We start from the raw sequence: 23,495 nt of genomic DNA, 5'->3' as shown, positions 1-23,495 counted from the left end.
GAACGATAATGCGGTCTGACGGCTAAACCCCCGCCGCCTTCAACCGCGCCGCATGCTCCACAAACAACCGGATCGGCTCGGCCCCCTTCCCCACCAACCCCAACGATTGGTTGACGATGTCAAAGTGATCCAGCGGATACTCATCGCCAATCACCGTGCCCAGATGTGAGCTGTAACGCCCGACCATCCCGTCGCAATGCCCGACTTCACGCACGAAGGTTTTGGCAAACAGCCGACAACTGCGGTTCGTCCCGTCGAACAGATTGCGCCCGCGATCGGTCTTGCCTGGCTGCAACGTGCCGGACCACGAGTAATAGCGCACGCCGTTGACCTCTTCCGGCCCGTGCCCGCCCCATGTTTCAGGCAAGCCCTGTGGATAACGTTGGTTGAACAGCGCCACCCCCGCTGTCGTCAGCGACTCATGGGACGCGTGGATGTCCACCGGCAGCTTCGGCCCGCGATAACCCGTCTCCAGCAAACTCATCAACGCACCGATGATTCGAAGAAAAAACGCCAGCAGCCGCCCCCTCGCGCTGTCCGCCGGGTAATGTTTGTGCAAGTAGTCCGCCAGTTCCGAGCCGTGATTGGGGCCTGCCACCGAGGTCACGGAAGCCACGCGATCCGGGCGTTTGGCGGCGGCATAACGGGCGGTCAGCGAGCCCTGGCTGTGGCCGATCAGGTTGACCTTCTCGGCACCGGTTTCCCGCAGGATTTCATCGATCCGCGCCAGCAATTGTTCACCGCGCACTTCAGTCGAGTGCAGCGGCGACACCTGAACCGCAATCACCGTCGCCCCACCCTGGCGCAACGCCGCCACGATCCCGTACCAGTACGGATAAAGCACCAGACGGATAAACCCGAGCATTCCCGGGACCAGCACCAACGGATAACGCGTGGCAGAACCTTGCGACATGGGCAAACGTCCTTGTGATCGGTGAGGTGACGCAAGGCTGAATACAAGACATCAGCCCAGCATCGACATCGAATGTGACAGCTCGACGACCAGTCTATGACATCCGCCCTATTTCAGCCCCGCCACCCCCGCCACGATCAATCCGACCGATACCAGCTTGACCGCCGTCAGGCTTTCGCCGAGCAACGCAAACCCGAGAAACACCGTGCCCAGCGAACCGATAGCGGTCCAGATCGGGTAAGCGATGCTCACCGGCAATTCGCGCATCGCCAGGGTCAGGAAGTAAATCCCGCCCACCGCCGCCACTATCGTGATCAGTGACGGCCAGAGCCGGGTGAAGCCTTCGGCATACTTCATGCCCATGGCAAAGGTGACTTCGAACCCGGCGGCGATCAGCAAAAACACCCAGGCCATCTAGAACTCCCTGGCCAGCGTCAGCAAACGCTGCTCGGCCTCGGCGACGGAGATCTCGAAGGTGCGCTCGGCGGATTCCTCACCCTCGGCGGCCACGACGGTCACGTCGGTAATGCCGATAAACCCCAACGCCGTGCGCAACAGCGTATCGGCATGGTTCAAGGCTTCCAGTTCACCACCGGGACCGAAACCGAAGCCGCCACGGCTGGTGACGATCAGCGCTTTCTTGCCGTGCACCAACGGCTCGTATTGCGCGACACCATTGTCCAGCGTGTGATTGAAGGTAAGCCCGAGCCGCACGATTTGATCGATCCACGCCTTGAGGCCGCTGGGCACGCTGAAGTTGTGCATCGGCGTGGAAATCAGCAGCAGATCGTGGCCCAGCAACTCGGCGACCAGTTCATCGCTGAACGCGAGGTCGGCCTGCATCGTCAGCGGCCGCGCCTCGGGCTCGGGGTAAAACGCGGCGGCCACAAACGCTTCGTTGACCGGAGGAATCAACGCCCGTCCGACTTCGCGGCGAGTCAGTTGCGCGTGCGGATGGCGGGCCTGCCAGGCGCCGAGAAACACTTCGGCCAGGCGACGGGAGTGGGAACGTTCGCCCCGTGGGCTGGCGTGAATGGCAAGAATTGTGTTCATCTGAATCTCCTGAGGACTAAACTCAAACCGCGTGTGGCATGCAGCTTGTGCCCGCGACCGTTTCGCCTCAAATGAGCAAAAATCAGCCTAGATGAATTAATTTCATCCATGGAGTGTTCAATGTTTGCCTCGCTGCCACTGACCGCCCTGCGCGCCTTCGAATCCGCCTCACGCCTGTTGAGTTTCAAGGCCGCCGCCGAAGAACTGTCGGTGACGCCAACGGCGGTTTCCCACCAGATCCGCTCGCTGGAAACCTGGCTCGGCGTGCCGCTGTTCGAGCGACTGCCACGGCAAGTGCGCCTGACCGAATGCGGCGAGCGCCTGTTTCACAGCCTGCACGGCGCTTTTCTGGAAGTGGCGCAAAGCGTCGACACCTTGCGCCCGCAACGCAGCGGCACCAGCCTGACAATCTCCACCACCGCCGCTTTTGCCGCCTTGTGGCTGGTACCGCGACTGGGGCGTTTTTACGCCCGGCATCCGAACATCAGCGTGCGGCTGGACACCCATTGCGAAGTCATCGATTTGCATCAGGACGCCAGCGTCGATCTGGTGGTGCGCTATAGCCTCGATGACTACCCGAACCTTTATGGCCTGTGCCTGTTCGATGAATCGTTCGGTGTTTATGGCTCGCCGGAACAGGTTGCGCAGGCCCGCATCCGCGCACCGACGTTGATCAGCGTGCGTTGGCACAACTCGAAGCTGTACGCCCATGGCTGGGAGGCGTGGTGCTCGCAGTCTGCAGAAACCTGGCTGACGGCAAACCCGGCGGTCCGCGAATACGACGAAGAGCATTACGCGCTGCAAGCCGCGATCGCCGGACAAGGCCTGGTGCTGGCGAGCAATATTCTGGTGTCCGAGAGCGTGGCCAGTGGTTTGTTGGTGGCTTACCGGAGTGAAATCCAGGTGAGTGGCGCCGGTTACAGCGCGCTGTGCGTACCGGGTCGTGAACGCCATCCGCCGGTGCGCGCATTTTTTGCGTGGTTGCAGGAGGAAGCCCGATTGTCTGGCTTGTTGCCAAGATCGCCAATCACATCAAACTTTTCGCCGCGCTTGTCACTCACACCGGAGTAGCGATCACTTCCCTGTGGCCGACATCCTGAAAGATTTGTAGCGCCTGTCAGACCGTCATCGATTTATTTGGTGGGCTTAACGGTGACGGGTGCCTTGCCCGCCTTCATCTGCTCCAGCAACGGCGCACACTGATTCGGCTCACCCCCACTCGGCGCCACCAGCGCCAGCAACCCCGCCGCCGGCGCCGCAATCACGCCCAAGGCCACCATCCCCGCCCCGCGCAGCAACAGCGGCACCGCTTTAACGCCAGCATCCGGCTTGATGAACTTGCCCCGCACGTACAGCGGCGAACGCAGGGAAATCAGGCGCCAGCCCTTGGATTCCGGGGTGATGGTCAGGTCCAGTTGCTCAGTCGCCATGTTCGCCGTGCCATCGATGTAGATGATCGCGTTCTCGGTATCGAAGACAAACAACCGAGTGGTGGCCAGGCCGGTCTTGATGTCGAAGTCGGCCGCCGCGCAATTGATCTTCACTTCTTTGTCGCCAAAGATTTTGCCGACCACGTAGTTGCCAACGTTCAGCCCGGCCAGCTCCATCAACTCGCGGCTGATGGCACCGTCGTTGATCAGCATCTTCAGATTGCCATTGGCCGTGCCCAGCAGCTTGGCCACCGAGTTGCCGTGACCACTGATGTCGGCATCGCCATTGAGTTCGCCGAAACTGGTCTTCATCGGTTCAAAGGTCGGGAACAGCTGCTTGAGCTTGAAACCGCGCCCGGTCAGCTTGGCGTTGCCTTCCAACGGCTCGGTGCGACCGTTCAGGCGAATCTGCGCATCCAGTTTGCCGCCGGCCACGCCGAAACGCAGGGGTTCGAGACTGAGCACGCCGTCGGTCAGCACCAGGTGCGTGTAGAGGTCATTGAACGGCAGTTTTTCACTGTGGACGATGCGCTTGCCGGTGAATTCGACGTCGGCGTCCATGTCGCGCCAGCGCTCGGTCTTGAACTCTTCGACCGGTAACACCTTGTCCGCCGGCTGCTTGCTTTCGCCGCCGCGGGCCTTTTGCTTGGCGTTGGAGTCGGCGCCGATCAAGGGCGCAAGGTCGGTAAACAACAGTTGATTGGAGAGCAGCGAACCGCTGAGTTTCGGCCGAGGCTGACTGGCGACATAGGCCAGGCTGCCATGGATGTCGCTCTCGCCGATCTTGCCGTTGAACGCTTCGTAATGGAACACCGCGCCGCCCGGCTCATGCAGCTTGGCGATCAAGTGGCCGTCGGTGGCGTAGGGCGGTGTATCCGGCAGGGTCACGCCGGTCAGCGGATAGAGATTGCCCAGGCTGCTGCCGGCCAGTTTCAGCCGCAGGTCCAGCGCACCAAGGTTGAGTGGGTCGGTCAGCGTACCGGCGAGCTCGACGCTGGTGTCGGCAATCTTGACCTGGGCCTGGAGCGGGAACGGCCGGGCCGAATCCTGCAAAGCCAGCAGGCCGCCGATCTTGCCTTCGCCCGTCAGTTTCTGGCCGTGGTATTGGCCTTTGACCTTCAGTGAAAACGCGTAATCCTGGGGAGCCGCGCCCTTCTCCTGCGCAGTTTTCGCGGCTTTTTCGCCGACGATGTCGCTGAATGGGATCGGCTTGCCCAGCGGATCGATGATCAGGTCGAGCTGGGTTTTCAGGCTCTGGTCGTCGAGGGTGACGTGGCCTTTGTCGAAGCCGATCGCACCGATGTCGACCACCCAACTGGAAGGTTTGGCGTTCGGGTCTTTCGGGTCGAACTTGAAGGTCCAGTTGGCGCGGCCATCGGCCAGGCGCTGGAGGTCTGCGTTCGGTTCGGTCAAGTCAATGCGCGGGATCGTCACCCGTTGCGCCAACAAGGCCAGCGGCGAAATGCGCAGCTCGACGCGTTTGAGCGAGACCATCTGCGGCTGCTTCGACCAGTCCGGGTTGCCGAGGCTCAGGTCTTGCGCCACCACATGCGGCCACGGCACCCAGGCGCGCCACCCACCTTCGTCAAGCTCACGCCGCCAGACCACCGACAGGTCGCCATTAATAGCGAACGGGCGGTGCAGCTCTTCGGAGACTTTGGCGTTGAGGGTCGGTTTGATCCGGTTCCAATCGAAGAACGCGATGATCAGAACCAGTATCGCCAGTAACACAACCAGGCTGGCAAAGGTCCAGGCAAAAATTTTCGGGGGGCGCGTCATTGCACAGGGCTCCTGAATACGACTGAGCGCCCTGACCGCGACGCGCGTGTGAAACCTCAGGCCAGAACCGGCCTGGCATGAAGCCTAGGACTGGGAAACGGCGCGCAGGTTTAATCGAAATGCGGCTTAACGTTCAAATAATCGGTCGGGGACACCCTGCACTCGAAATCCGGCGTTACCGACCCCGCACTTTTGTGCGACGCACGTGAGTAGAAAATACCCACATCAGTGCGAAAACATCCGCCGGAAAGGCCCGGTCTAGAGCCTTCGCACGGAACAATCAATTCTGTTGATTATTACCATTGCGTTTATGAACTTTTATATCGACTTATCGAGAGTAGCATTGGCCTCGTACCCACTTTGCCGCCCTCCCACGGAGCACATGATCATGAAACGCCAACTACTGTTTAGCCTTACCCTCTCCATGCTGGCCAGCACCGCTTTCGCCCTGCCAGCCGCTGACCAGGCCACCCCACAAGTGAAAGACAGCCACTCGGTGTTCAGTCAAACCGTTGCCGAAGGTGGTAATGATCGCCTGAAAGAAAAAGGCCTGATCACTCAAGATGGTTCGGACCGCACTCCACAAGGTCAAACCCTGGCCGCTGACGGTTCCGATCGCACCCCACAAGGCCAAACCCTGGCTGCCGACGGTTCCGATCGCACCCCACAAGGTCAAACCCTGGCTGCTGACGGTTCCGACCGCACTCCACAAGGCCAAACCCTGGCTGCTGACGGTTCCGACCGCACTCCACAAGGCCAAACCCTGGCTGCTGATGGTTCCGACCGCACTCCACAAGGCCAAACCCTGGCTGCCGACGGTTCCGACCGTACCCCACAAGGCCAAACCCTGGCTGAAGGTGGTGGTGACCGCGTAATCGAACGCAACAGCGCTGTGAGCTAAGCCCATGGCGGCCTTGAAAAAAAGCCCAATCCACGGATTGGGCTTTTGACTTTATAGAAGCCACGCATTCCCTCGCATCACTCCCGATAGTCGTTCGACGCCGGCAAAGCCGATTTGCTAGAGTGCGCCGCTGTCTTGTCCAGAAAACACCCTTGCGATGCTGCCCCGCGCCGAACAGAAACAACAAACCCGCAACGCCTTGATGGACGCTGCCCGCCATTTGATGGAGTGCGGCCGAGGATTCGGCAGCCTGAGCCTGCGCGAAGTGGCGAAAACCGCGGGCATCGTCCCCACCGGTTTCTACCGGCATTTCGCCGACATGGATGAACTGGGCCTGGTGCTGGTGAGCGAAGTCGGACAAACCTTCCGCGAAACCATCCGCCTGGTGCGTCACAACGAGTTCGTCATGGGCGGCATCATCGATGCCTCTGTGCGGATTTTTCTCGACGTGGTGTCGGCCAATCGTTCGCAATTCCTGTTTCTGGCCCGCGAGCAGTACGGCGGTTCGCTACCGGTGCGCCTGGCCATCGGTCGCTTGCGCGAAGACATCAGCTCGGACCTTGCGGCCGATTTGTCGCTGATGCCAAAGCTGCAACACCTGGACATCGCCGGCCTGAGTGTCATGGCCGATCTCATCGTCAAAAGCGTGTTTGCGACCCTGCCGGAAATCATTGATCCGCCGGCCGAGGCGTTGCCCGCGCATTTGACACCGCAGGCGAAAATCACACAGCAGCTGCGCTTTATCTTCATCGGCCTCAAGCACTGGCAAGGCCTGGGCAGCACGGAATAACCCTCCTGCACGCCGATCCCCTGTAGGAGCCGGCTTGCTGGCGATTCAGACAACACGGTGCATCTGAACCACCACCTCCCTTGTAGGAGCTGGCTTGCCAGCGATGGCGCCCTTCAGCCAATAAAGATGTCGTCTGGCCGACCGCTATCGCCGGCAAGCCGGCTCCTACAAGGTTGGGTGGTGAATGCGGGATCGCGAACAATCTGGAGCACACCCTGCGCCGTCATTTGGTGCGCCGTTCCCAGCCCCGCACCAAATTGCCGCAACAAACTGAAACGCCATCCATGCGCCGACAGGCATTTCCTACACTTGCGCCGATTGGCAAGCCCCTTGCTCTAGCCTGACTATTGTCCATAGCTGGAAGCTTTCCGATGCTGGTGATTCATCGCAGAATCGAGCCTCAACCCGTCTGGGCCGCCGAGTTGCACCTGACCTTCGAAGCCCGGAGCAAAAGCCGTTTGCGCTGTTTCAGTGCCGAGGGTGAAGACGTCGGGTTGTTTTTGGAGCGCGGTCAGTCGCCCCTCACTGATGGCGAATGCCTACAGGCTGAAGACGGTCGCATCGTCCGCGTCTGCGCCCGCCCCGAACAACTGCTGCACGTCACCTGCGCCAATGCATTCGAACTGACCCGCGCGGCCTATCACCTGGGCAATCGCCACGTCGCCCTGCAAGTCGGTGATGGCTGGTTGCGCCTGCTCGACGACTACGTGCTCAAGGCCATGCTCGAACAACTTGAAGCCAAGGTCGAAAACATCGAAGCGCCGTTCCAGCCGGAACACGGCGCCTATGGCGGTGGCCATCACCACTCGCGGCATGGCGACGAAGACTTCAACTACCCGCCGAAACTGCATCAGTTCGGCGTGCGCCAATGAACCCGGCCTGGGCGCTGTTGCGCCTGGCCAGTCCGCAGTTGCCGATTGGCGGCTACAGCTATTCCCAAGGTCTGGAAATGGCGGTGGATAACGGCCGGGTGAATGATTCAGACAGCGCCCGTCGCTGGATCAGCGATCAATTGCTGCTGAACCTGGCACGCTTCGAGGCGCCGCTGCTGCTCGCCCATTGCGTGGCCGCCGCCGCAGAAAACTGGGCCGAACTGCTGCAACGCTGCGAAGAACACCGCGCCAGCCGGGAAACCCGCGAGTTGCATCAGGAGAGCCGACAAATGGGCTACTCCTTACAGCAACTGCTCAACGGTTTGCCGGAACTCGACGTACCGGCCCGCGCCTTTCTCGAACAACGCTCCGAACCGCACCTGGCCCTCGGCTGGGCGCTGGCTGCACGCGCCTGGCACATCAGCCCGCAAGACGCGCTGGCCGCGTGGCTCTGGAGCTGGCTGGAAAACCAGTTGGCGGTGCTGATGAAAACCCTGCCGCTGGGCCAGCAAGCCGCGCAACGCCTGACCAGTGAACTGCTGCCGCTGCTGCAACAAGCCCAGCAGGACGCCACCCGAATCAACCCCGACCACTATGGCAGCGCCGCTTTCGGCCTGTCCCTGGCGTGCATGGCCCATGAGCGCCAGTACAGCCGTCTGTTCCGTTCCTAGGGCCTGTTATTTTGGAGAATCACATGAACACACAACCTCTGCGCGTCGGCATCGGCGGCCCGGTCGGTTCCGGCAAAACCGCCCTGACGCTGGCCCTGTGCCTGGCGTTGCGCGAGCGCTACAACCTGGCGGTCGTGACCAACGACATCTACACCCGCGAAGACGCCGATTTTCTGGTGCGCAACCAGGCCCTGGCGCCGGAACGGATCATCGGCGTGGAAACCGGCGGCTGCCCGCACACGGCGATCCGCGAAGACGCCTCGATCAACCTCGAAGCCGTGGATCAACTGAACCGACGCTTTCCGGGGCTGGATCTGATTCTGGTGGAGTCCGGAGGCGACAACCTTTCGGCCACGTTCAGCCCGGAATTGTCCGACCTGACGATTTACGTAATCGACGTCTCGGCGGGCGACAAGCTGCCGCGCAAGGGTGGGCCGGGGATCTGCAAATCCGACCTGCTGGTGATCAACAAAGTCGACCTCGCACCGCTGGTAGGCGCGTCGCTTTCGATGATGGACAGCGACACGAAGCGCATGCGCAACGGCAAACCGTTTGTCTTCAGCAACCAGAAAACCGGGCTGGGCCTGGAAGAAATCATCGCCTTCATCGAGCGCCAGGGCCTGCTGACCGCAGCCTGATTACGATCAAACTTATCAACAAGGAAGCTTATCCATGACACTTAAACGCATCCTGGGCGCCATGGCCCTGCTGCTGACTCCGGCCATCGCCTTCGCCCACCCCGGTCACGGCGACAATGGCTTGATCGCCGGCATCAGCCACCCGATCGGCGGCCTCGATCACTTGCTGGCGATGGTTGCCGTCGGGCTGTGGGCGGCACAGCAGAAAGGCGCTGCACGCTGGGCGCTGCCGTGCACGTTCGTTGGCACCATGCTGATCGGCGGCCTGCTCGGTTTTGAAGGGCTGAACCTGCCAGCGCTGGAAAGCGGGATTGCGGCGTCGGTACTGGCGCTGGGGCTGGCGGTGGCGCTGGCGGTACGTCCGCCACTGAGCATGGCAGTGGGTGCGACGGCGTTGTTTGCGTTGTTCCATGGCGTGGCGCATGGGCTGGAATTGCCGGACATGTCGAGCCCTTGGACCTACGCCGCAGGGTTTGTGGCGGCAACGGCGGCGTTGCATGCGGCGGGTTATGCGCTGGTTCGCGTGTTGCCGCAAGCAGCGGCACCGCTGGTTCGTCTGGCGGGAGCGGCTTCGGCAGCGACCGGTGTGTGGTTGTTGGCGGGTTGATTTGGTTTTGCCGGTAATAGCCTCTTCCTGTAGGAGCGAGGCTTGCCCGCGAAGGCGGCCTGACAGACACCACATCTCTCAGGCCTGATAACATGTCGCGCATTCGACCCTGCCGTGACGACGCCAGCCAATGCCTCATGCTCCCCGCTCCGCTTCCCAGCCTGAATTGACCGCTCTGTTTGCCGCGGTGCAACAGCATTTCCAGGACGTGATCGTGCCCCTCTGGCAAGGCCCCGGCTGGAATGCCGAACTGGCGCTGCCCTACGAAGCACTGGATGCCGAGCATCATCCCTTGCCACCGCAACGCTACCGGGCCATGGCCTGCGCGCGGCAGTTGTATCTGTTTTCCAGCCTGATCGGCCAGGTGCCGGGCGCGAAAGAGCGTGCGGCTGCGTTGTTCCGCTCGTTGCAGCAACATTTCCACGATGCCGAACACGGTGGCTGGTTCTACAGCATCGACCCGCAGGGCGCGCCGCTGGATCAGCGCAAAGATCTCTACACCCACGCCTTCATCCTCTTCGCCTGCGCCCATTACTGGGACAAGGTTCGCGAACCGCTGGTGGAGTCGGTGCTCAACGCGGTGCTGGAAGTGCTTGATCAGCGCTTCAGTTCGGGCGATGGCTTGTACGAAGCCTGCCTTGAGCGTGATTGGTCGTTGCTGAATACCGGACCGCTGCAAAACCCGCTGATGCACCTCGCCGAAGCGTTTCTTGCCACGCTTTCAGTGCGTGAAGACCTCGCCGTGCAGCGTGCGCTCGTCGAGTTATGCACAGCCATGCAACAACGCTTTATCGATCCGCAACACAGTGTGCTGATGGAAAAGCCGCTGGGGTCTGTGGATAACTGGTTTGAACCGGGACACCAGTTCGAATGGTATTTCCTGCTGGAATCTTCGCCGTTGTTGCGCGGTTCAAAACTGCACGCCTCTGTGGAGCGCGCCTTTGCGTTCACCGAGCAACTGGGCGTCGATCAATCGAGTGGCGCCGTGCGCGCGATGCTCACGCTCGACGGGCATTCGAAAGATGCCACCCAACGCATCTGGGCTCAGGCTGAATACCTGCGTGCGTTGACGCTGCGCCCGGGCAGCGGGGCATCGGTACTGCACCAATTGCAGGCGCTGCAACAGCGTTCTCTGCATGCGCGCGGCTGGTATGAGTGTCGTGACGAGAACGGTGAAGTGAGCCGGCAGGATATGCCGTCTACCACGCCTTATCATTTGGCGACCTGCTATCGCGGGTTGGCTGACTATCTTCGTTGACTGACAGATCGCTATCGCCGGCAAGCCGGCTCCTACAAAGGTGAACCTGTAGGAGCCGGCTTGCCGGCGATTGGCCGTTACGCGGTCTTACCCCTTGTTACGCTCAATCGCAAACCCGGCCCACGTCTGGCTCACCGGCATCAACTCGAGGCTGTTGATGTTGATGTGCGCCGGCGCATTGAGCACCCAGAAAATGGTCTCGGCGATGTCTTGCGGCTGGATCGCCTCGGCACCGGCGTAGGTCGCGTTGTAACGCTCCTGGTCACCGGCAAAGCGCACCAGCGAGAACTCACTCTCACACAGGCCCGGCTCGATGTTGCTGACGCGAACGCCCGTGCCTTGCAGGTCGCAGCGCAGGTTCAGGGAGAACTGTTTGACGAACGCCTTGCTCGCGCCATACACGTGGCTGCCCGGATACGGGTAGTTGCCGGCAATGGAGCCGAGGTTGATGATGCCGGCGCCACGGCCATGGGCGATCAAACGCGGCAACAGCAGGCGAGTGCTGTACATCAGGCCCTTGATGTTGGTGTCGACCATGGTGTCCCAATCATCAAGATCGCACTTCGGCGCCGGATCCACGCCGAGCGCCAGGCCAGCGTTGTTGATCAACCCGCGCAGCTTGGCGAAGGATGGTGGCAGGTTGGCGATCGCCTCCTCCATGGCCTTGCGATCACGCACGTCGAGCATCAGGGCATGGACCTCGGTCTGCTTCGACAACTCGGCGCACAAGGCATTGAGGCGCTCTTCACGACGACCTGTCAGCACCAGTTTCCAGCCAGCCTCGGCAAAACGACGGGCACAGGCTTCGCCAAAACCGGAAGTCGCGCCGGTAATAAACAGGGTGTTGGACATCGTGTTCTCCTTGCTTCGGCCGACGGGCCGCCATTGGATTAGAAAATCAGCTGGCAGCATGCCCGGCCTTGCCGACAGCGGCAACTATCAGAAAATCTGTACGAAAAACAACCAACGCGAGCAACGCCATATACACCGTGGCCTGTAGCTATGTACGCGCACGTTATCCACAGGCCGGTCCACAGTTTCCGGGGGCAAGTGAAAAAGCTGGAAGCCGCTGTGCACAAGGCTTTGCGGGCAGATCATAAAGTTTTTCGCTTGACCCTGAAGTGCGGGCTGTGTAGCCCAAGGCGTTTTGCACGATTGACCGGGTTTGCCAACGATGGCGCCAAGCCAGTAACTACGGCCCTTAGCCGAGTCTTTCCAGAGTTTAACCACAGACTTATCCACAGGCTGCCATCGTGTGTTTCAGGCCTCTTTCGCAATCAATAAAAAGGTTGACAACGCGGACCTCAAGCCCGGCAAAAACGCCTGATCAAAAAACAACCACATCGCTACAAGCCACGATTTAAAAGGCTCTCAGCCAGCTACTCCCACGTTATTCACAGCCAGTTCCACAGCAAACGGGGACAAGTCAAAACCGTGACAAAACAACTATTTGCAGCGGCTTTATGTCGCGCTTTGAGAGCTTGGCAAATTTGTTTTCCACAATTCACCGCGGTCCCTGTGGGAGCGAGACCGGCTTGCCGGCGATTGCGGTGGGTCTGTGAAAAGCATGTCGACTGACACTGCGCTATCGCCGGCAAGCCGGTCTCGCTCCCACAAGGGATTTGCGGTGTATTGGAGGCGTAAAAAAGCCCCGACGATTGCTCGTCGGGGCTTTAGGTGTTTCAACAGGACTCAATGCCCGCCGAGATAAGCGTTACGCACCTCTTCGTTCACCAGCAACTCCTTGCCGGTGCCACTGAGGCGGATCTCGCCGTTGACCATCACGTATGCCCGATCCGACAACCGCAGGGCGTGGTTGGCGTTCTGCTCGACCAGAAAGATGGTCATGCCGGTCTTGGCCAGTTCCCGCAGGGTGGCAAAGATCTGTTTCACCACAATCGGCGCGAGCCCCAGGCTCGGCTCATCGAGCAATAGCAGTTTCGGCCGGCTCATCAACGCACGGGCGATGGCGAGCATTTGCTGTTCGCCGCCGGACATGGTCATGGCCCGCTGGGTCCGCCGCTCTTCGAGACGCGGAAACAGCTCGAACATGCGTTGCATGTCTTCCTTGGCGTACTTGTCACCAATCGGGATGGTGCCCATCTGCAGGTTTTCCTCGACGGTCATGTCGGGGAACACGCGCCGGCCTTCCGGTGATTGCGCAATGCCGTTGGACGCAATGTAGTGCGACGACTTATGGGTGATGTCCACGCCCTGATAGATGATCTGCCCGTCTGCCGCGCGCGGCTGGCCGAAGATCGACATCAGCAGGGTCGACTTGCCCGCACCGTTGGAACCGATGAGGCTGACGGTCTCCCCTTCGTTGATGTGCATCGAGACTTTTTTCAGGGCCTGGATCGGGCCGTAAAACACGTCCAGGTCTTTGAGTTCGAGGATCGGTTTGCTCATAGCACCACCTCCTCTTCATCGGCACCCAGGTAGGCTGCAATCACTTTCGGATCGTTGCGAATCGCCTCGGGGCCACCCTCGGCGATGACGACGCCGTGGTCCAGCACCACGATGTGGTCGGAAATGCTCATAACCATGCCCATGTCGTGTTCGATCAGCACCACGGTCAGATCGTGCTCGTCGCGCAGCAGCCGGATCATCGCGCTCAGCGCTTCGGTTTCCTGAGGGTTGAGGCCGGCGGCCGGTTCGTCGAGGCAGATGATCTGCGGCCGGGTGCACATGGCCCGCGCAATCTCCAGACGACGCTGCTGGCCGTAGGACAACTCACCGGCCAGACGGTTGGCGCAATCCACCAGGTCCACCACTTCCAGCCAGTAGAAGGCGTGGTCCAGCGCATCGCTTTCAGCCTTGCGATAGCCCTTGGTGTTGAGGATGCCCGCGAGCATGCTGCGGTTGACCCACATGTGTTGGGCCACCAGCAGGTTTTCCAGCACCGACATTTCCTTGAACAGGCGAATGTTCTGGAAGGTCCGCGCCAGGCCGGCACGGTTCACCAGGTGAGTGCCGCCGAACATCTTGTAATGGAGCCGGCTGATGAAGCTTTTCGGCGATACAAAATCAGTCGCCTTGAACGGTTCACCGAGCATTTTGATGACATCGGTGCGCTCGCCGCGCACGTTGAGTTCGATCTTGCCGCCCGAGGCCTTGTAGAACCCGGTCAGGCAGTTGAACACGGTGGTCTTGCCGGCGCCGTTGGGGCCGATCAGGGCGAAGATCGAGTTGCGCTTGACCTTCAGGCTGACATCGTTCAACGCCTTGATGCCGCCGAAGTGCATCATCAGCTTCTCGACCGAGAGTACGACTTCGCTCATGGCGCTACTCCTTTACGCGGGGTCACACCGGTACGGCTGATCCGAATCAGGCCGCGCGGTCGCCAGATCATCATCAACACCATCAGGATGCCGAACAGCAGCACGCGGTATTCCGCGAAGCCACGCAGCAGTTCCGGGGCCACCGTCAGCACGAAGGCTGCGATAACCACGCCGATGGTCGAGCCCATGCCGCCGAGTACCACGATGGCGAGGATCAGGGCCGATTCAAAGAAGGTGAACGAGGTCGGGTTGACGAAGCCCTGGTAAGTGGCGAAGAACACGCCAGCGAGGCCAGCCGTCGAAGCACCGATGGTGAACGCCGAAAGCTTGACCAGCACGTGGTTCAAACCCATGGAACGGCAGGCGATTTCATCTTCACGCAAGGCTTCCCAGGCGCGACCAACCGGCATGCGAGTCAAACGGTGCTTGATGTACAGCACGGCCAGCACGACCAGGAACAATACCGCGTAGATGAAGTAGTACTTCACGTCAGGGTTATAGGCGATGCCGAAAAACTCGTGGAACGGAACGCCACCGTCCTTCGCCCTTTTGCCGAACTCGAGGCCGAAGAAGGTTGGCAGGGGCGCCGGCATACCGTTCGGGCCACCAGTCAGGGTCAGCCAGTTATTGAGGATCAAGCGGATGATTTCACCGAAGCCCAGGGTCACGATCGCCAGGTAGTCACCGTGCAGGCGCAACACCGGGAAACCGAGGATGCAACCGGCCAGCCCCGCCGTGATCGCCGCCAGTGGCAGCACCGTCCAGAAACCCAGCCCCAGGTATTGATAACCGAGTGCCAACCCATAGGCGCCGATGGCGTAGAACGCCACATAACCGAGGTCGAGCAGACCGGCCAGGCCAACCACGATGTTCAGACCAAGCCCGAGCAGCACGTAGATCAACCCGAGGATGACCACGCCCAGCAGGTAGGAGTTGGAGAAAAACGGGAACACCACGGCGATGACGATCATCAGCGGGATGATCCAGCGCAGCCGGGATTTGTAATCGGGTGCCAGTACATGAACCCCCGAACCGGTGGTTTCAAAGCCTTCGAGAATTCTCAGGCCTTTCGGCGTTTGCAGGAACAGGCTCAAGGCAAAGCGGCCGGCCATGACAATGGCGACAATCCACGCCACTCGGGTCGTTTCCAGATTGAAGCCATAGCCGTCGAGGACTATGCCGACAATCGGGCCGAACACGATGAGGGCAACAAGACCGGCAAGAATCGCGTCAACCAGGCTTCTTTTGAGATCAATGGTTTTTTTAGTGGTTGAAGACATCGCTTACACCTTCGACACAAGAGGACGGCCGAGCAGGCCTTGGGGCCGAAAGACCAGAACGAGAACGAGCAGCGAGAAGCTGAAAACGTCTTTGTAGTCCGAGTTGACCAGACCTGAGAACAGCGACTCGGAAATCCCGAGGATGATCCCGCCGAGCATCGCGCCAGGCAGCGAGCCGATCCCGCCGAGTACCGCTGCGGTGAACGCCTTGATGCCGATGACGAAGCCTGCGTAGAAGTCGAACGTGCCGTAGTTCATGGTGATCAGCACGCCGGCCAGGGCCGCCATTGCCGCACCGATGATGAACACGTAGGAAATGACGCGGTCGGTGTTGATCCCAAGGATGGAGGCCATCTTGCGGTCTTGCTGGGTGGCGCGGCACATGCGGCCGAGCTTGGTGTACTTGATGACGTAGGTCAGCAGGGCCATGCCGGCGAATGCGGCAACCAGGATGAAGATCTTGGTGTAGGTGAGCTGAACGAAGCCGCTTCCGACTTCCACTCGCCATGCACCGGTCAGCAGGGTCGGTACGCCTTGTTGACGGGCGCCCTGTGCGATCTGTGCATAGTTTTGCAGGATCAGCGAAATACCGATGGCGCTGATCAGCGGTGCCAGTCGGGTGGAGTTACGCAGGGGTTTGTAGGCGACACGCTCGATGACCCAGCCATATACCGCTGTGACGATGATGGTGAAGACCAGTGTGCCAAGCATCAGCAGAGGGAAGGATTCAATACCGAAGTATGCCAGCAGAGCCAGACTGATTGCCGCGAGGTAAGCGGAAATCATGTAAACCTCGCCGTGGGCGAAGTTGATCATGCCGATGATGCCATAGACCATTGTGTAGCCGATGGCGATCAGGCCATAGACCGACCCGAGGGTCAGGCCGTTGACCAGTTGCTGCAGGAAAATACCATCCATAACGCAATCTCACGCATTTGAGAGACTGCACAGAAGCGAGGTGCGACGGACCGGGGTTCAGCCACCCGCGCAACACGGTTGTGTGCAGCTCTACGAGAAAAGACAGGTACTGCACGGACATGTTCTTCGATTGCCCGGCGCTCAAGGCGCCGGGCAGATCAACAGCTCATATCACTTCTGTTTTTCCAGTTGGTGGTATTTGCCATCCTTGTCCCACTGATAAACCACGTAGTCGGAGACTTTCAGGTCGCCCTTGGCGTCCCAGGTCTTCTCGCCCATCACGGTTTTAACCGGGTTTTTCTTCAGCCACTCAGCCGCTTTTTCGCCGCTGTTGGACTTGGCGCCGTTGAAAGCAGCCGCCAGGGTCTGAACCGAAGCGTAGGCGTACAGGGTGTAGCCTTCTGGCTCGGTGCCGGCTTTGCGGAAGGTGTCTACCACGGTTTTGCTGTCTGGCAGCAGGCGTGGGTCGGCACCGAAGGTCATGTACACGCCATCAACGTTCTGCGGGCCACCGGCGGTGGTCACGAGTTCGTCAGTAACGATGCCGTCATCGGACATGAATTTGACGTCCTTGAGGCCTTGTTCACGCAGTTGGCGAACCAGTGGACCAGCTTCCGGGTGCAGGCCGCCGAAATAGACGACATCGGCACCGGCTGCGCGGATCTTGGTTACCACGGCGCTGAAGTCTTTCTCGCCGCGAGTCAGGCCTTCGTACAGAACCGGCGTTACGCCGCGCTTGGCCAGTTGAGCCTTGGTGGCGTCGGCCAGACCTTGGCCGTAGGTGTCTTTGTCGTGCAGAACCACGACTTTCTTGCCCTTGAGCACGTCGACGATGTAGTCGCCGGCAACGATGCCCTGCTGGTCGTCACGACCGCACATACGGAACATGGCGCTCAGGCCACGCTCGGTCACCTGTGGGTTGGTGGAACCCGGAGTGATTGCGATGATGCCTGCTTCGTCGTAGATCTCGGAGGCCGGGATGGTCGACGAGGAGCAGAAGTGACCAACCACGCCTGCCACTTTCTGGTTGGTCAGGTCCTTGGCGACCGTCACAGCCTGTTTCGGTTCGCAGGCGTCATCGCCCTTGACCAGTACGATTTTTTCCCCGTTGACGCCGCCCGACGCGTTGATTGCGTCGGCTGCTGCCTGTGCACCCTTCATGTACTGCTCGCCAAATGCTGCGTTGGCGCCTGTCATAGGACCCGCAACACCGATTTTTACGTCAGCCTGTGCAAACGCAGAAACACCCAGCGCAGCTGCCACTGCGAGGGCCAGAAAGCCTTTCTTGTAAAACGTCTGGGACATGAGGTGGTGCTCCAAGGTTTTTTTTTAGTTGGCACTGCGACTTCACTGAATGCTCAGAGCAAGGGCCGTGCCATCGGTTTTTTATTCTGAAAAAAGTCGCTGCTTTATTGTTATTTCGACTGTTTCGAGCCCATTTTCATTGGGCGTGCAACCGTCTAAACCGCGGAAGGTGAAACCATTTATTTTTTAAGGCGCAACCCGCACGCGCCATCATTGCAACCGCGGCGCCAAACGACGTGCAACCAGCCTGTAACAACGTGCGTCACCGAAGTGCACACTGCTGGTGCGGTACTGCTACAACCCGCACCTTTTACAGGCTAGCCGCTGCGCCGAAAAGCGCCGCTTCCAGCAACAAATTTCAACAATCAGATAACGATCCGCAAGCACTGGCCTGCGTGATACAGCGAAAAACCCGCCTCGTATAGACAACTGCGCAAACCCACCCCCGCCAGTGGCTGCATGGGTGCGAAGGGAATCGGCAGCGCCTGAGGATTTCCGTTACACAAATAATCGGCAAAGGCTTTGCCGACCACCGTACCCGTGGTCACGCCCCGACCGTTGTAACCGGTGACTGCCACTAAACCGGGCGCCGGTTCGAACAGGCGCATCAAATGATCGGGAGTAAATGCGATGCAACCGGTCCAGGTGCACTCCCATTCCACCTGTTTGAGGTACGAAAAATAGTGCTGCTGAACCCGGTCGGCCCAAGCCTTGAGGAACCAGGTCGGCTTCTGATTGCCATTACCCAGACTGCCGAGCAACAGGCGACCGTCTTTGTCGCGACGAATACTGCTGAGCACCTGCCGGGTGTCCCACGAGCCCTGGCCACCCGGGAGAATTTGCTGCGCGGCGTCGTCAGTCAGCGGCACCGAGGCCACTTGATAGTAATAACCGGGGAAGAAATTGCGCCGCAATTCCGTCCAGTCACCTTCGGTGTAAGCGTTGGATGCAATCACGACTTGCTCGGCAAGCACCGAACCCTGCGCCGTTTGCACCGACCAGCGCTGGCCCTGACGTTCGAGCCTGGTCACGGGAGAATGATCGAACAGCCGACCACCAAGGCCGATGGCCGCCTTGGCCAGCCCCGTGGTGTAAGCCATCGGGTTGATCGTGCCGGCACGCTTGTCGAGCAACGCAGCGGCGATCTTTTTGGTGCCGGTTGCTTGTTCGCAGGCTTGACCGGTCAGCAGTTCCACCGGGGCGCCGCGACGTTTCCATTGTTCTTCACGACTGCGCAAATCCGCTTCGCCACGGGCGTTGTGCGCCATGTGCAACGTGCCTTCGCGGCGTAACTGGCAATCGATGTTGTATTTGTCGACCAGGCTGAACACCAGGGACGGTGCGGCACCCAGCATGCGATTGAGCTGACTGCCCACCGCTTCGCCGAACCCGGCTTCGATCTCGTCCGGTGGAATCCACATGCCGGCGTTGACCAGCCCGACGTTGCGTCCAGAACCGCCATGACCGGCACGATGAGCTTCCAGCACACACACCGTCTTGCCTTGTTCCAGCAGATGCACCGCCGCCGACAGACCGGTGAACCCGGCACCGATGACGCAGACATCGACCGTTACTTCGCCCTTGAGCGCAGCATTGTCGGGCCTTTGCGGCGTCAGTTTTTCCCACAGACACTCTTCGCGTAACGGCATTGCCAGACTCCAACAGAAACCTAACAAACAACAAAGCAAAAGCTTCGCGGGCAAGTCGGATCGCCGCCCGCTCGCTCCTACAGGTGTTGAGTGATCCTGTGTAGGAGCGAGGCTTGCCCGCGAAGGGGCCCATCAGTCGAACGTAATGCCCTGCGCCAACGGCAACTCCAGCGAGTAGTTCACGGTGTTGGTCTGGCGGCGCATGTACCCGCGCCAGGCATCGGAGCCCGACTCACGACCACCGCCGGTTTCTTTCTCGCCACCAAACGCGCCGCCGATTTCCGCGCCGCTCGGGCCGATGTTGACGTTGGCGATGCCGCAGTCGCTGCCCACCGCCGACATGAATTGCTCGGCTTCACGCACGTCTGTGGTGAAGATGCACGAAGACAGGCCTTGTGGCACGGCGTTGTTCAAACGCAGGGCTTCGTCGAAGTCTTTGTAGCCGATCACATAAAGAATCGGCGCGAAGGTTTCGTGGCAGACCACGTCGCTCTGCTCCGGCATTTCAACAATGGCCGGCGAGACGTAGTAAGCGTTCGGGTATTTGTCTTCCAGCTGACGCTTGCCGCCGAAGACCCGGCCGCCCTCGCTCAGGGCCTGTTCCAGCGCATCCTGCATGTTGTCGAAGCTGTGCTTGTCGATCAGCGGGCCGATCAGGTTGCCTTCCAGCGGGTTGCCGATACGCACTTTCGAGTACGCGGCTTTCAGGCGGGTGACGATTTCTTCTTTCACCGATTCGTGAGCGATCAGGCGACGCAAGGTGGTGCAACGCTGACCGGCAGTGCCGACGGCGCTGAACAGGATGGCGCGAACGGCCATGTCCAGGTCTGCGCTTGGGCCGAGGATCATGGCGTTGTTGCCACCCAGTTCGAGAATGCTGCGGGCGAAACGTGCAGCAATTTTCGGTGCCACTTCGCGGCCCATGCGGGTGCTGCCGGTGGCGCTGATCAGCGCGACACGCGGGTCATCGACCAGTGCTTCGCCAGCATCGCGACCGCCAATGATCACCTGGCTCAGGTGCGCAGGTGCATCGCTGAAGTTTTTCAGTACGCGGTCGAACAGCGCCTGGCAGGCCAGTGCGGTCAACGGGGTTTTCTCCGACGGTTTCCAGATCACCGGGTTGCCGCAGACCAGCGCCAGCGTGGTGTTCCAGGCCCAGACCGCGACCGGGAAGTTGAACGCGCTGATCACGCCCACGACGCCCAGCGGGTGCCAGGTTTCGCGCATGTGGTGGCCTGGACGCTCGGAGGCGATGGTCAAGCCGTACAGTTGACGGGACAGACCGACGGCGAAGTCGCAGATGTCGATCATCTCCTGAACTTCACCCAGGCCTTCCTGAGTGATCTTGCCCGCCTCCCAGGACACCAGCTCGCCGAGGTCGGCCTTGTATTCGCGCAGGATGTCGCCCAGTTGACGCACCAATTCGCCACGGCGCGGGGCCGGGACCTTGCGCCACAATTCGAACGCATGATCTGCGCGACTGATGTGCTGCTCGACTTCAGCGGCGCCTTCCCAGTTCACAGAGGCGATCTTGCTGCCATCGATCGGCGAATGCACCGGCACTTTGCCGTTCTGGTACAGGGCCGGGTTCACACCAAGACGATCAAGCAATGCGGCAACCATGGGTCACTCCTCGAGCTAAAACAGAAAACGTGCAGCCGGAATATCACGGCTGATCAGACCTGTAGTTTTAGCTCGCCGGAGGTTACCCAACAAACGACCTTTAAGAGAGATATCATTCCGTTTATTCATGCTGCGAATTGCTGGTCAGCAAGAAACAAGAAAAAAGGACAACCCATGCTGAATAAACGCTACCTGCCGTCGATCACTGCACTGCAGTGTTTCGAGGCCGTGACCCGGCATTTGAGCTTCACGCGGGCCGCCGAAGAGCTGAACCTGACCCAGAGCGCCGTCAGCAAACAGGTCGCGCAACTCGAAGAATTGTTGCAGCACCTGTTGTTTCGTCGAGTACGCCGACGCCTGCAAATGACCCCGGCCGGTGATTTGTATCTGGTTGAGGTACGAAAAATCCTCACGCAAGTCGAGATGTCGACCCATTACCTGCGTTCCTACGGCGGTGAGACCGAAGTCCTGCGCGTCTCGACCCCGCCGACGTTCGGCGCCCGCTGGCTGGTCCCCCGTTTGAAGGGCTGGCGACTGCGCCATCCGTCGATTCATCTGGACCTGTGCAGCGAGCAGGAAGCCGATGACCTGCTGCAAGGTCGCAGCGATCTGGCGTTCTATTTCGGCCAGGGCTCACGGCCCCGCACCGAATGCCTGAAGCTGTTCGGCGAAGAACTTGTTCCGGTGTGTGCACCGAGTAGCCTGCCGGCCACGCCGTTCACCGATCCGACGCAACTCACCGACCTGGTCCTGCTGCAAAACGCCTCCCGGCCGCAGGCCTGGCACGACTGGTTCGACAGCCAGGGTTACCACACCGAACACAGCTATCACGGCCCGCGCTTTGAGACCTTTTATATGTGCATTCGCGCCGCACAGGTCGGCTGCGGCGTGGCGTTGTTGCCGCGGTTTCTGGTGGAAGAGGAATTGGCCGACGGCAAACTGGTCATTCCCTGGCAGCATGCAATGCCCAGTTCCGACGCCTATTACCTGGCGTACCCGGAGCATTCGGCGGAAGTGCCGAAGGTGCGGGATTTTGTGAAGTGGATGCTGGAGCAGATCGACAGCCCTGTAATGCCTTGAGGACGCCTTCGCCGGCAAGCCGTGCTCCTACAGGTTTCGGGCCAGACAAAGGTCCTGTAGGAGCCGGGCTTGCCGGCGAAGAGGCCATCGGCAGCGGCACAACCCTCACAAAAAAAACACTGGCAATACCCCGCGCTGATATGCGCCACTAGCCCCCATCATTGAAACAGCTGCAACGTCGCCGCCACGGGCCGCGGCCAGCCTGGAGAACCCCGTTATGAGCGAGAGTGTGTTTGCCGATCGCATCGTGCAGAACCTGCTCGACACCGACTTCTACAAACTGACGATGATGCAGGCGGTGCTGCACAACTACCCGAACGTAGAAGTCGAATGGGAGTTTCGTTGCCGTAACAGTGAGGATTTGCGCCCGTACCTGGCGGAAATCCGCTTTCAGATCGAGCGCCTGGCCGAGCTGAGCCTGAGCGCCGACCAGTTGAGCTTCATGGAGCGCATCAGCTTCATGAAGCCGGATTTCCTGCGTTTTCTCGGGTTGTTCCGCTTCAATCTGCGCTACGTCCACACCGGCATCGAAAACGGCGAACTGTTCATCCGCCTGCGCGGACCGTGGCTGCATGTGATCCTGTTCGAAGTGCCGCTGCTGTCCATCGTCAGCGAAGTGCGCAACCGCTATCGCTACCAGGAGATCGTGCTGGTGCAGGCGCGTGAGCAGCTCTATCGCAAGTTCGACTGGCTGACCGCGAATGCCGAGAGTGACGAATTGTCCGAATTGCAAGTAGCCGATTTCGGTACTCGCCGTCGCTTCTCTTACCGTGTGCAGGAAGAAGTGGTGAACGTGCTCAAGCACGATTTCCCCGGGCGCTTCGTCGGCACCAGCAACGTGCACCTTTCGCGAGAGCTGGACATGAAACCGCTGGGCACCATGGCCCACGAGTGGATCATGGCCCACCAGCAACTGGGCCCGCGGCTGATCGACAGCCAGGCCGCCGCCCTCGATTGCTGGGTCCGCGAGTACCGCGGCCTGCTGGGGATCGCCTTGACGGACTGCATCACCATGGATGCCTTCCTCAACGACTTCGACTTGTTTTTCGCCAAGCTCTTTGACGGTCTGCGACATGACTCCGGTGATCCGGTGATCTGGGCGGAAAAGGCGATCGCCCACTATCAAAAGCTGGGTATCGACCCGATGAGCAAGACGCTGACGTTCTCCGACAGCCTGACGCTGCCCAAGGCGCTGGAAATATTTCGCGCATTGCGCGGTCGGATCAATGTCAGCTTCGGCATCGGTACCAACCTGACGTGCGATATTCCGGGTGTCGAACCGATGAGCATCGTGCTTAAAATGGCGGCCTGCAACGGCCAGCCGGTGGCAAAGATCTCCGACGAGCCTGGCAAGACTCACTGTAAAGACCCGAATTTCGTTGCCTATTTGCGACACGTTTTCAAAGTTCCTGCCGCCCTTTCCAGCACACCAAGCAAGGAGTGAATT

At 60.1% G+C, this 23,495-nt stretch carries 22 protein-coding genes; 10 read left to right on the top strand and 12 right to left on the bottom strand.

Annotated features, from left to right (window positions below; all coding sequences use genetic code 11):
* Positions 1-22: 22 nt before the first annotated feature.
* From J4E42_RS05115 to J4E42_RS05105, 3 genes are all read right to left on the bottom strand, one after another.
* Complete coding sequence (locus J4E42_RS05115; RefSeq protein WP_008045209.1) at positions 23-913, bottom strand: triacylglycerol lipase; 891 nt, start codon at positions 911-913, stop codon at positions 23-25.
* Positions 914-1,021: 108 nt separating this feature from the next.
* Entirely contained in the window at positions 1,022-1,327 is a 306-nt protein-coding gene (locus J4E42_RS05110; protein ID WP_207284744.1) for a multidrug efflux SMR transporter, read from the bottom strand.
* Positions 1,328-1,966, bottom strand: coding sequence for an FMN-dependent NADH-azoreductase (locus J4E42_RS05105; RefSeq protein ID WP_207284743.1), 639 nt, complete (start codon positions 1,964-1,966; stop codon positions 1,328-1,330).
* Between the two features lie 108 nt (positions 1,967-2,074).
* Here J4E42_RS05105 and J4E42_RS05100 point away from each other — a divergent pair, with 108 nt between their 5' ends.
* A complete protein-coding gene (locus J4E42_RS05100; protein ID WP_259331662.1) occupies positions 2,075-3,037 on the top strand; it encodes a LysR substrate-binding domain-containing protein in 963 nt (320 codons plus the stop codon).
* 62 nt (positions 3,038-3,099) lie between these two features.
* On the opposite strand, the gene J4E42_RS05095 is transcribed toward J4E42_RS05100, so the two are convergent.
* The gene (locus J4E42_RS05095) at positions 3,100-5,175 is read right to left on the bottom strand and encodes an AsmA family protein (protein WP_207284741.1); all 2,076 of its coding nucleotides are present in this window, start codon (positions 5,173-5,175) and stop codon (positions 3,100-3,102) included.
* Positions 5,176-5,563: 388 nt separating this feature from the next.
* Here J4E42_RS05095 and J4E42_RS05090 point away from each other — a divergent pair, with 388 nt between their 5' ends.
* The 7 genes from J4E42_RS05090 to J4E42_RS05060 all read left to right on the top strand — a co-directional run bounded on the left by J4E42_RS05090 (position 5,564) and on the right by J4E42_RS05060 (position 10,912).
* On the top strand, positions 5,564-6,076 hold the full coding sequence (locus tag J4E42_RS05090) for a hypothetical protein (protein ID WP_207284740.1): 513 nt from the start codon (positions 5,564-5,566) through the stop codon (positions 6,074-6,076).
* 157 nt (positions 6,077-6,233) lie between these two features.
* On the top strand, positions 6,234-6,866 hold the full coding sequence (locus J4E42_RS05085) for a TetR family transcriptional regulator (RefSeq protein WP_008035416.1): 633 nt from the start codon (positions 6,234-6,236) through the stop codon (positions 6,864-6,866).
* A gap of 371 nt (positions 6,867-7,237) precedes the next feature.
* Positions 7,238-7,738: an urease accessory protein UreE gene (gene ureE / locus J4E42_RS05080; protein ID WP_207284739.1), complete on the top strand. Its 501-nt coding sequence runs from the start codon at positions 7,238-7,240 to the stop codon at positions 7,736-7,738.
* On the top strand, positions 7,735-8,409 hold the full coding sequence (locus J4E42_RS05075) for an urease accessory protein UreF (RefSeq protein ID WP_207284738.1): 675 nt from the start codon (positions 7,735-7,737) through the stop codon (positions 8,407-8,409). The genes ureE and J4E42_RS05075 overlap by 4 nt, the downstream gene beginning before the upstream one ends.
* 23 nt (positions 8,410-8,432) lie before the next feature.
* Positions 8,433-9,047, top strand: a complete 615-nt coding sequence (gene ureG, locus J4E42_RS05070) for an urease accessory protein UreG (RefSeq protein ID WP_008035409.1) — start codon at positions 8,433-8,435, stop codon at positions 9,045-9,047.
* Between the two features lie 34 nt (positions 9,048-9,081).
* Entirely contained in the window at positions 9,082-9,654 is a 573-nt protein-coding gene (locus J4E42_RS05065) for a HupE/UreJ family protein (RefSeq protein WP_207284737.1), read from the top strand.
* Between the two features lie 130 nt (positions 9,655-9,784).
* Entirely contained in the window at positions 9,785-10,912 is a 1,128-nt protein-coding gene (locus J4E42_RS05060; RefSeq protein ID WP_207284736.1) for an AGE family epimerase/isomerase, read from the top strand.
* 87 nt (positions 10,913-10,999) lie between these two features.
* Here J4E42_RS05060 and J4E42_RS05055 read toward each other — a convergent pair whose 3' ends face one another.
* The 8 genes from J4E42_RS05055 to J4E42_RS05020 form a co-directional block, all read right to left on the bottom strand.
* A complete protein-coding gene (locus J4E42_RS05055) occupies positions 11,000-11,764 on the bottom strand; it encodes an SDR family oxidoreductase (protein ID WP_207284735.1) in 765 nt (254 codons plus the stop codon).
* 840 nt (positions 11,765-12,604) lie between these two features.
* Positions 12,605-13,321 (bottom strand): ABC transporter ATP-binding protein, encoded by a 717-nt coding sequence (locus J4E42_RS05050; protein ID WP_008035391.1) that lies wholly within the window; start codon positions 13,319-13,321, stop codon positions 12,605-12,607.
* Positions 13,318-14,193 (bottom strand): ABC transporter ATP-binding protein, encoded by an 876-nt coding sequence (locus tag J4E42_RS05045; RefSeq protein ID WP_008035389.1) that lies wholly within the window; start codon positions 14,191-14,193, stop codon positions 13,318-13,320. Before J4E42_RS05045 ends, J4E42_RS05050 begins: the two co-directional genes overlap by 4 nt.
* Positions 14,190-15,473, bottom strand: coding sequence for a high-affinity branched-chain amino acid ABC transporter permease LivM (livM, locus tag J4E42_RS05040; RefSeq protein ID WP_008035387.1), 1,284 nt, complete (start codon positions 15,471-15,473; stop codon positions 14,190-14,192). The genes J4E42_RS05045 and livM overlap by 4 nt, the downstream gene beginning before the upstream one ends.
* 3 nt (positions 15,474-15,476) lie before the next feature.
* A complete protein-coding gene (locus J4E42_RS05035) occupies positions 15,477-16,391 on the bottom strand; it encodes an ABC transporter permease subunit (protein WP_008035385.1) in 915 nt (304 codons plus the stop codon).
* A gap of 171 nt (positions 16,392-16,562) precedes the next feature.
* Positions 16,563-17,696, bottom strand: a complete 1,134-nt coding sequence (locus J4E42_RS05030; protein ID WP_008035383.1) for a branched-chain amino acid ABC transporter substrate-binding protein — start codon at positions 17,694-17,696, stop codon at positions 16,563-16,565.
* A gap of 365 nt (positions 17,697-18,061) precedes the next feature.
* On the bottom strand, positions 18,062-19,345 hold the full coding sequence (locus tag J4E42_RS05025) for an FAD-binding oxidoreductase (RefSeq protein WP_207284734.1): 1,284 nt from the start codon (positions 19,343-19,345) through the stop codon (positions 18,062-18,064).
* A 132-nt stretch (positions 19,346-19,477) separates the two neighbouring features.
* Positions 19,478-20,968, bottom strand: a complete 1,491-nt coding sequence (locus J4E42_RS05020) for an aldehyde dehydrogenase family protein (protein ID WP_008043154.1) — start codon at positions 20,966-20,968, stop codon at positions 19,478-19,480.
* A 174-nt stretch (positions 20,969-21,142) separates the two neighbouring features.
* Between J4E42_RS05020 and J4E42_RS05015 the strand changes: the two genes are divergently transcribed.
* Together J4E42_RS05015 and pncB are read left to right on the top strand one after the other, a co-directional pair.
* Positions 21,143-22,048: a LysR family transcriptional regulator gene (locus J4E42_RS05015; protein ID WP_008043152.1), complete on the top strand. Its 906-nt coding sequence runs from the start codon at positions 21,143-21,145 to the stop codon at positions 22,046-22,048.
* Between the two features lie 217 nt (positions 22,049-22,265).
* Complete coding sequence (pncB, locus tag J4E42_RS05010) at positions 22,266-23,492, top strand: nicotinate phosphoribosyltransferase (protein ID WP_207284733.1); 1,227 nt, start codon at positions 22,266-22,268, stop codon at positions 23,490-23,492.
* The last annotated feature ends 3 nt before the right edge of the window (positions 23,493-23,495 follow it).

This window comes from Pseudomonas sp. FW300-N2A2, from assembly GCF_017351735.1.
Taxonomy (GTDB): domain Bacteria; phylum Pseudomonadota; class Gammaproteobacteria; order Pseudomonadales; family Pseudomonadaceae; genus Aquipseudomonas; species Aquipseudomonas migulae.
The sequence above is the reverse complement of the archived record's forward strand: the minus strand, read 5'-3'. Positions and strand labels throughout refer to the sequence as shown.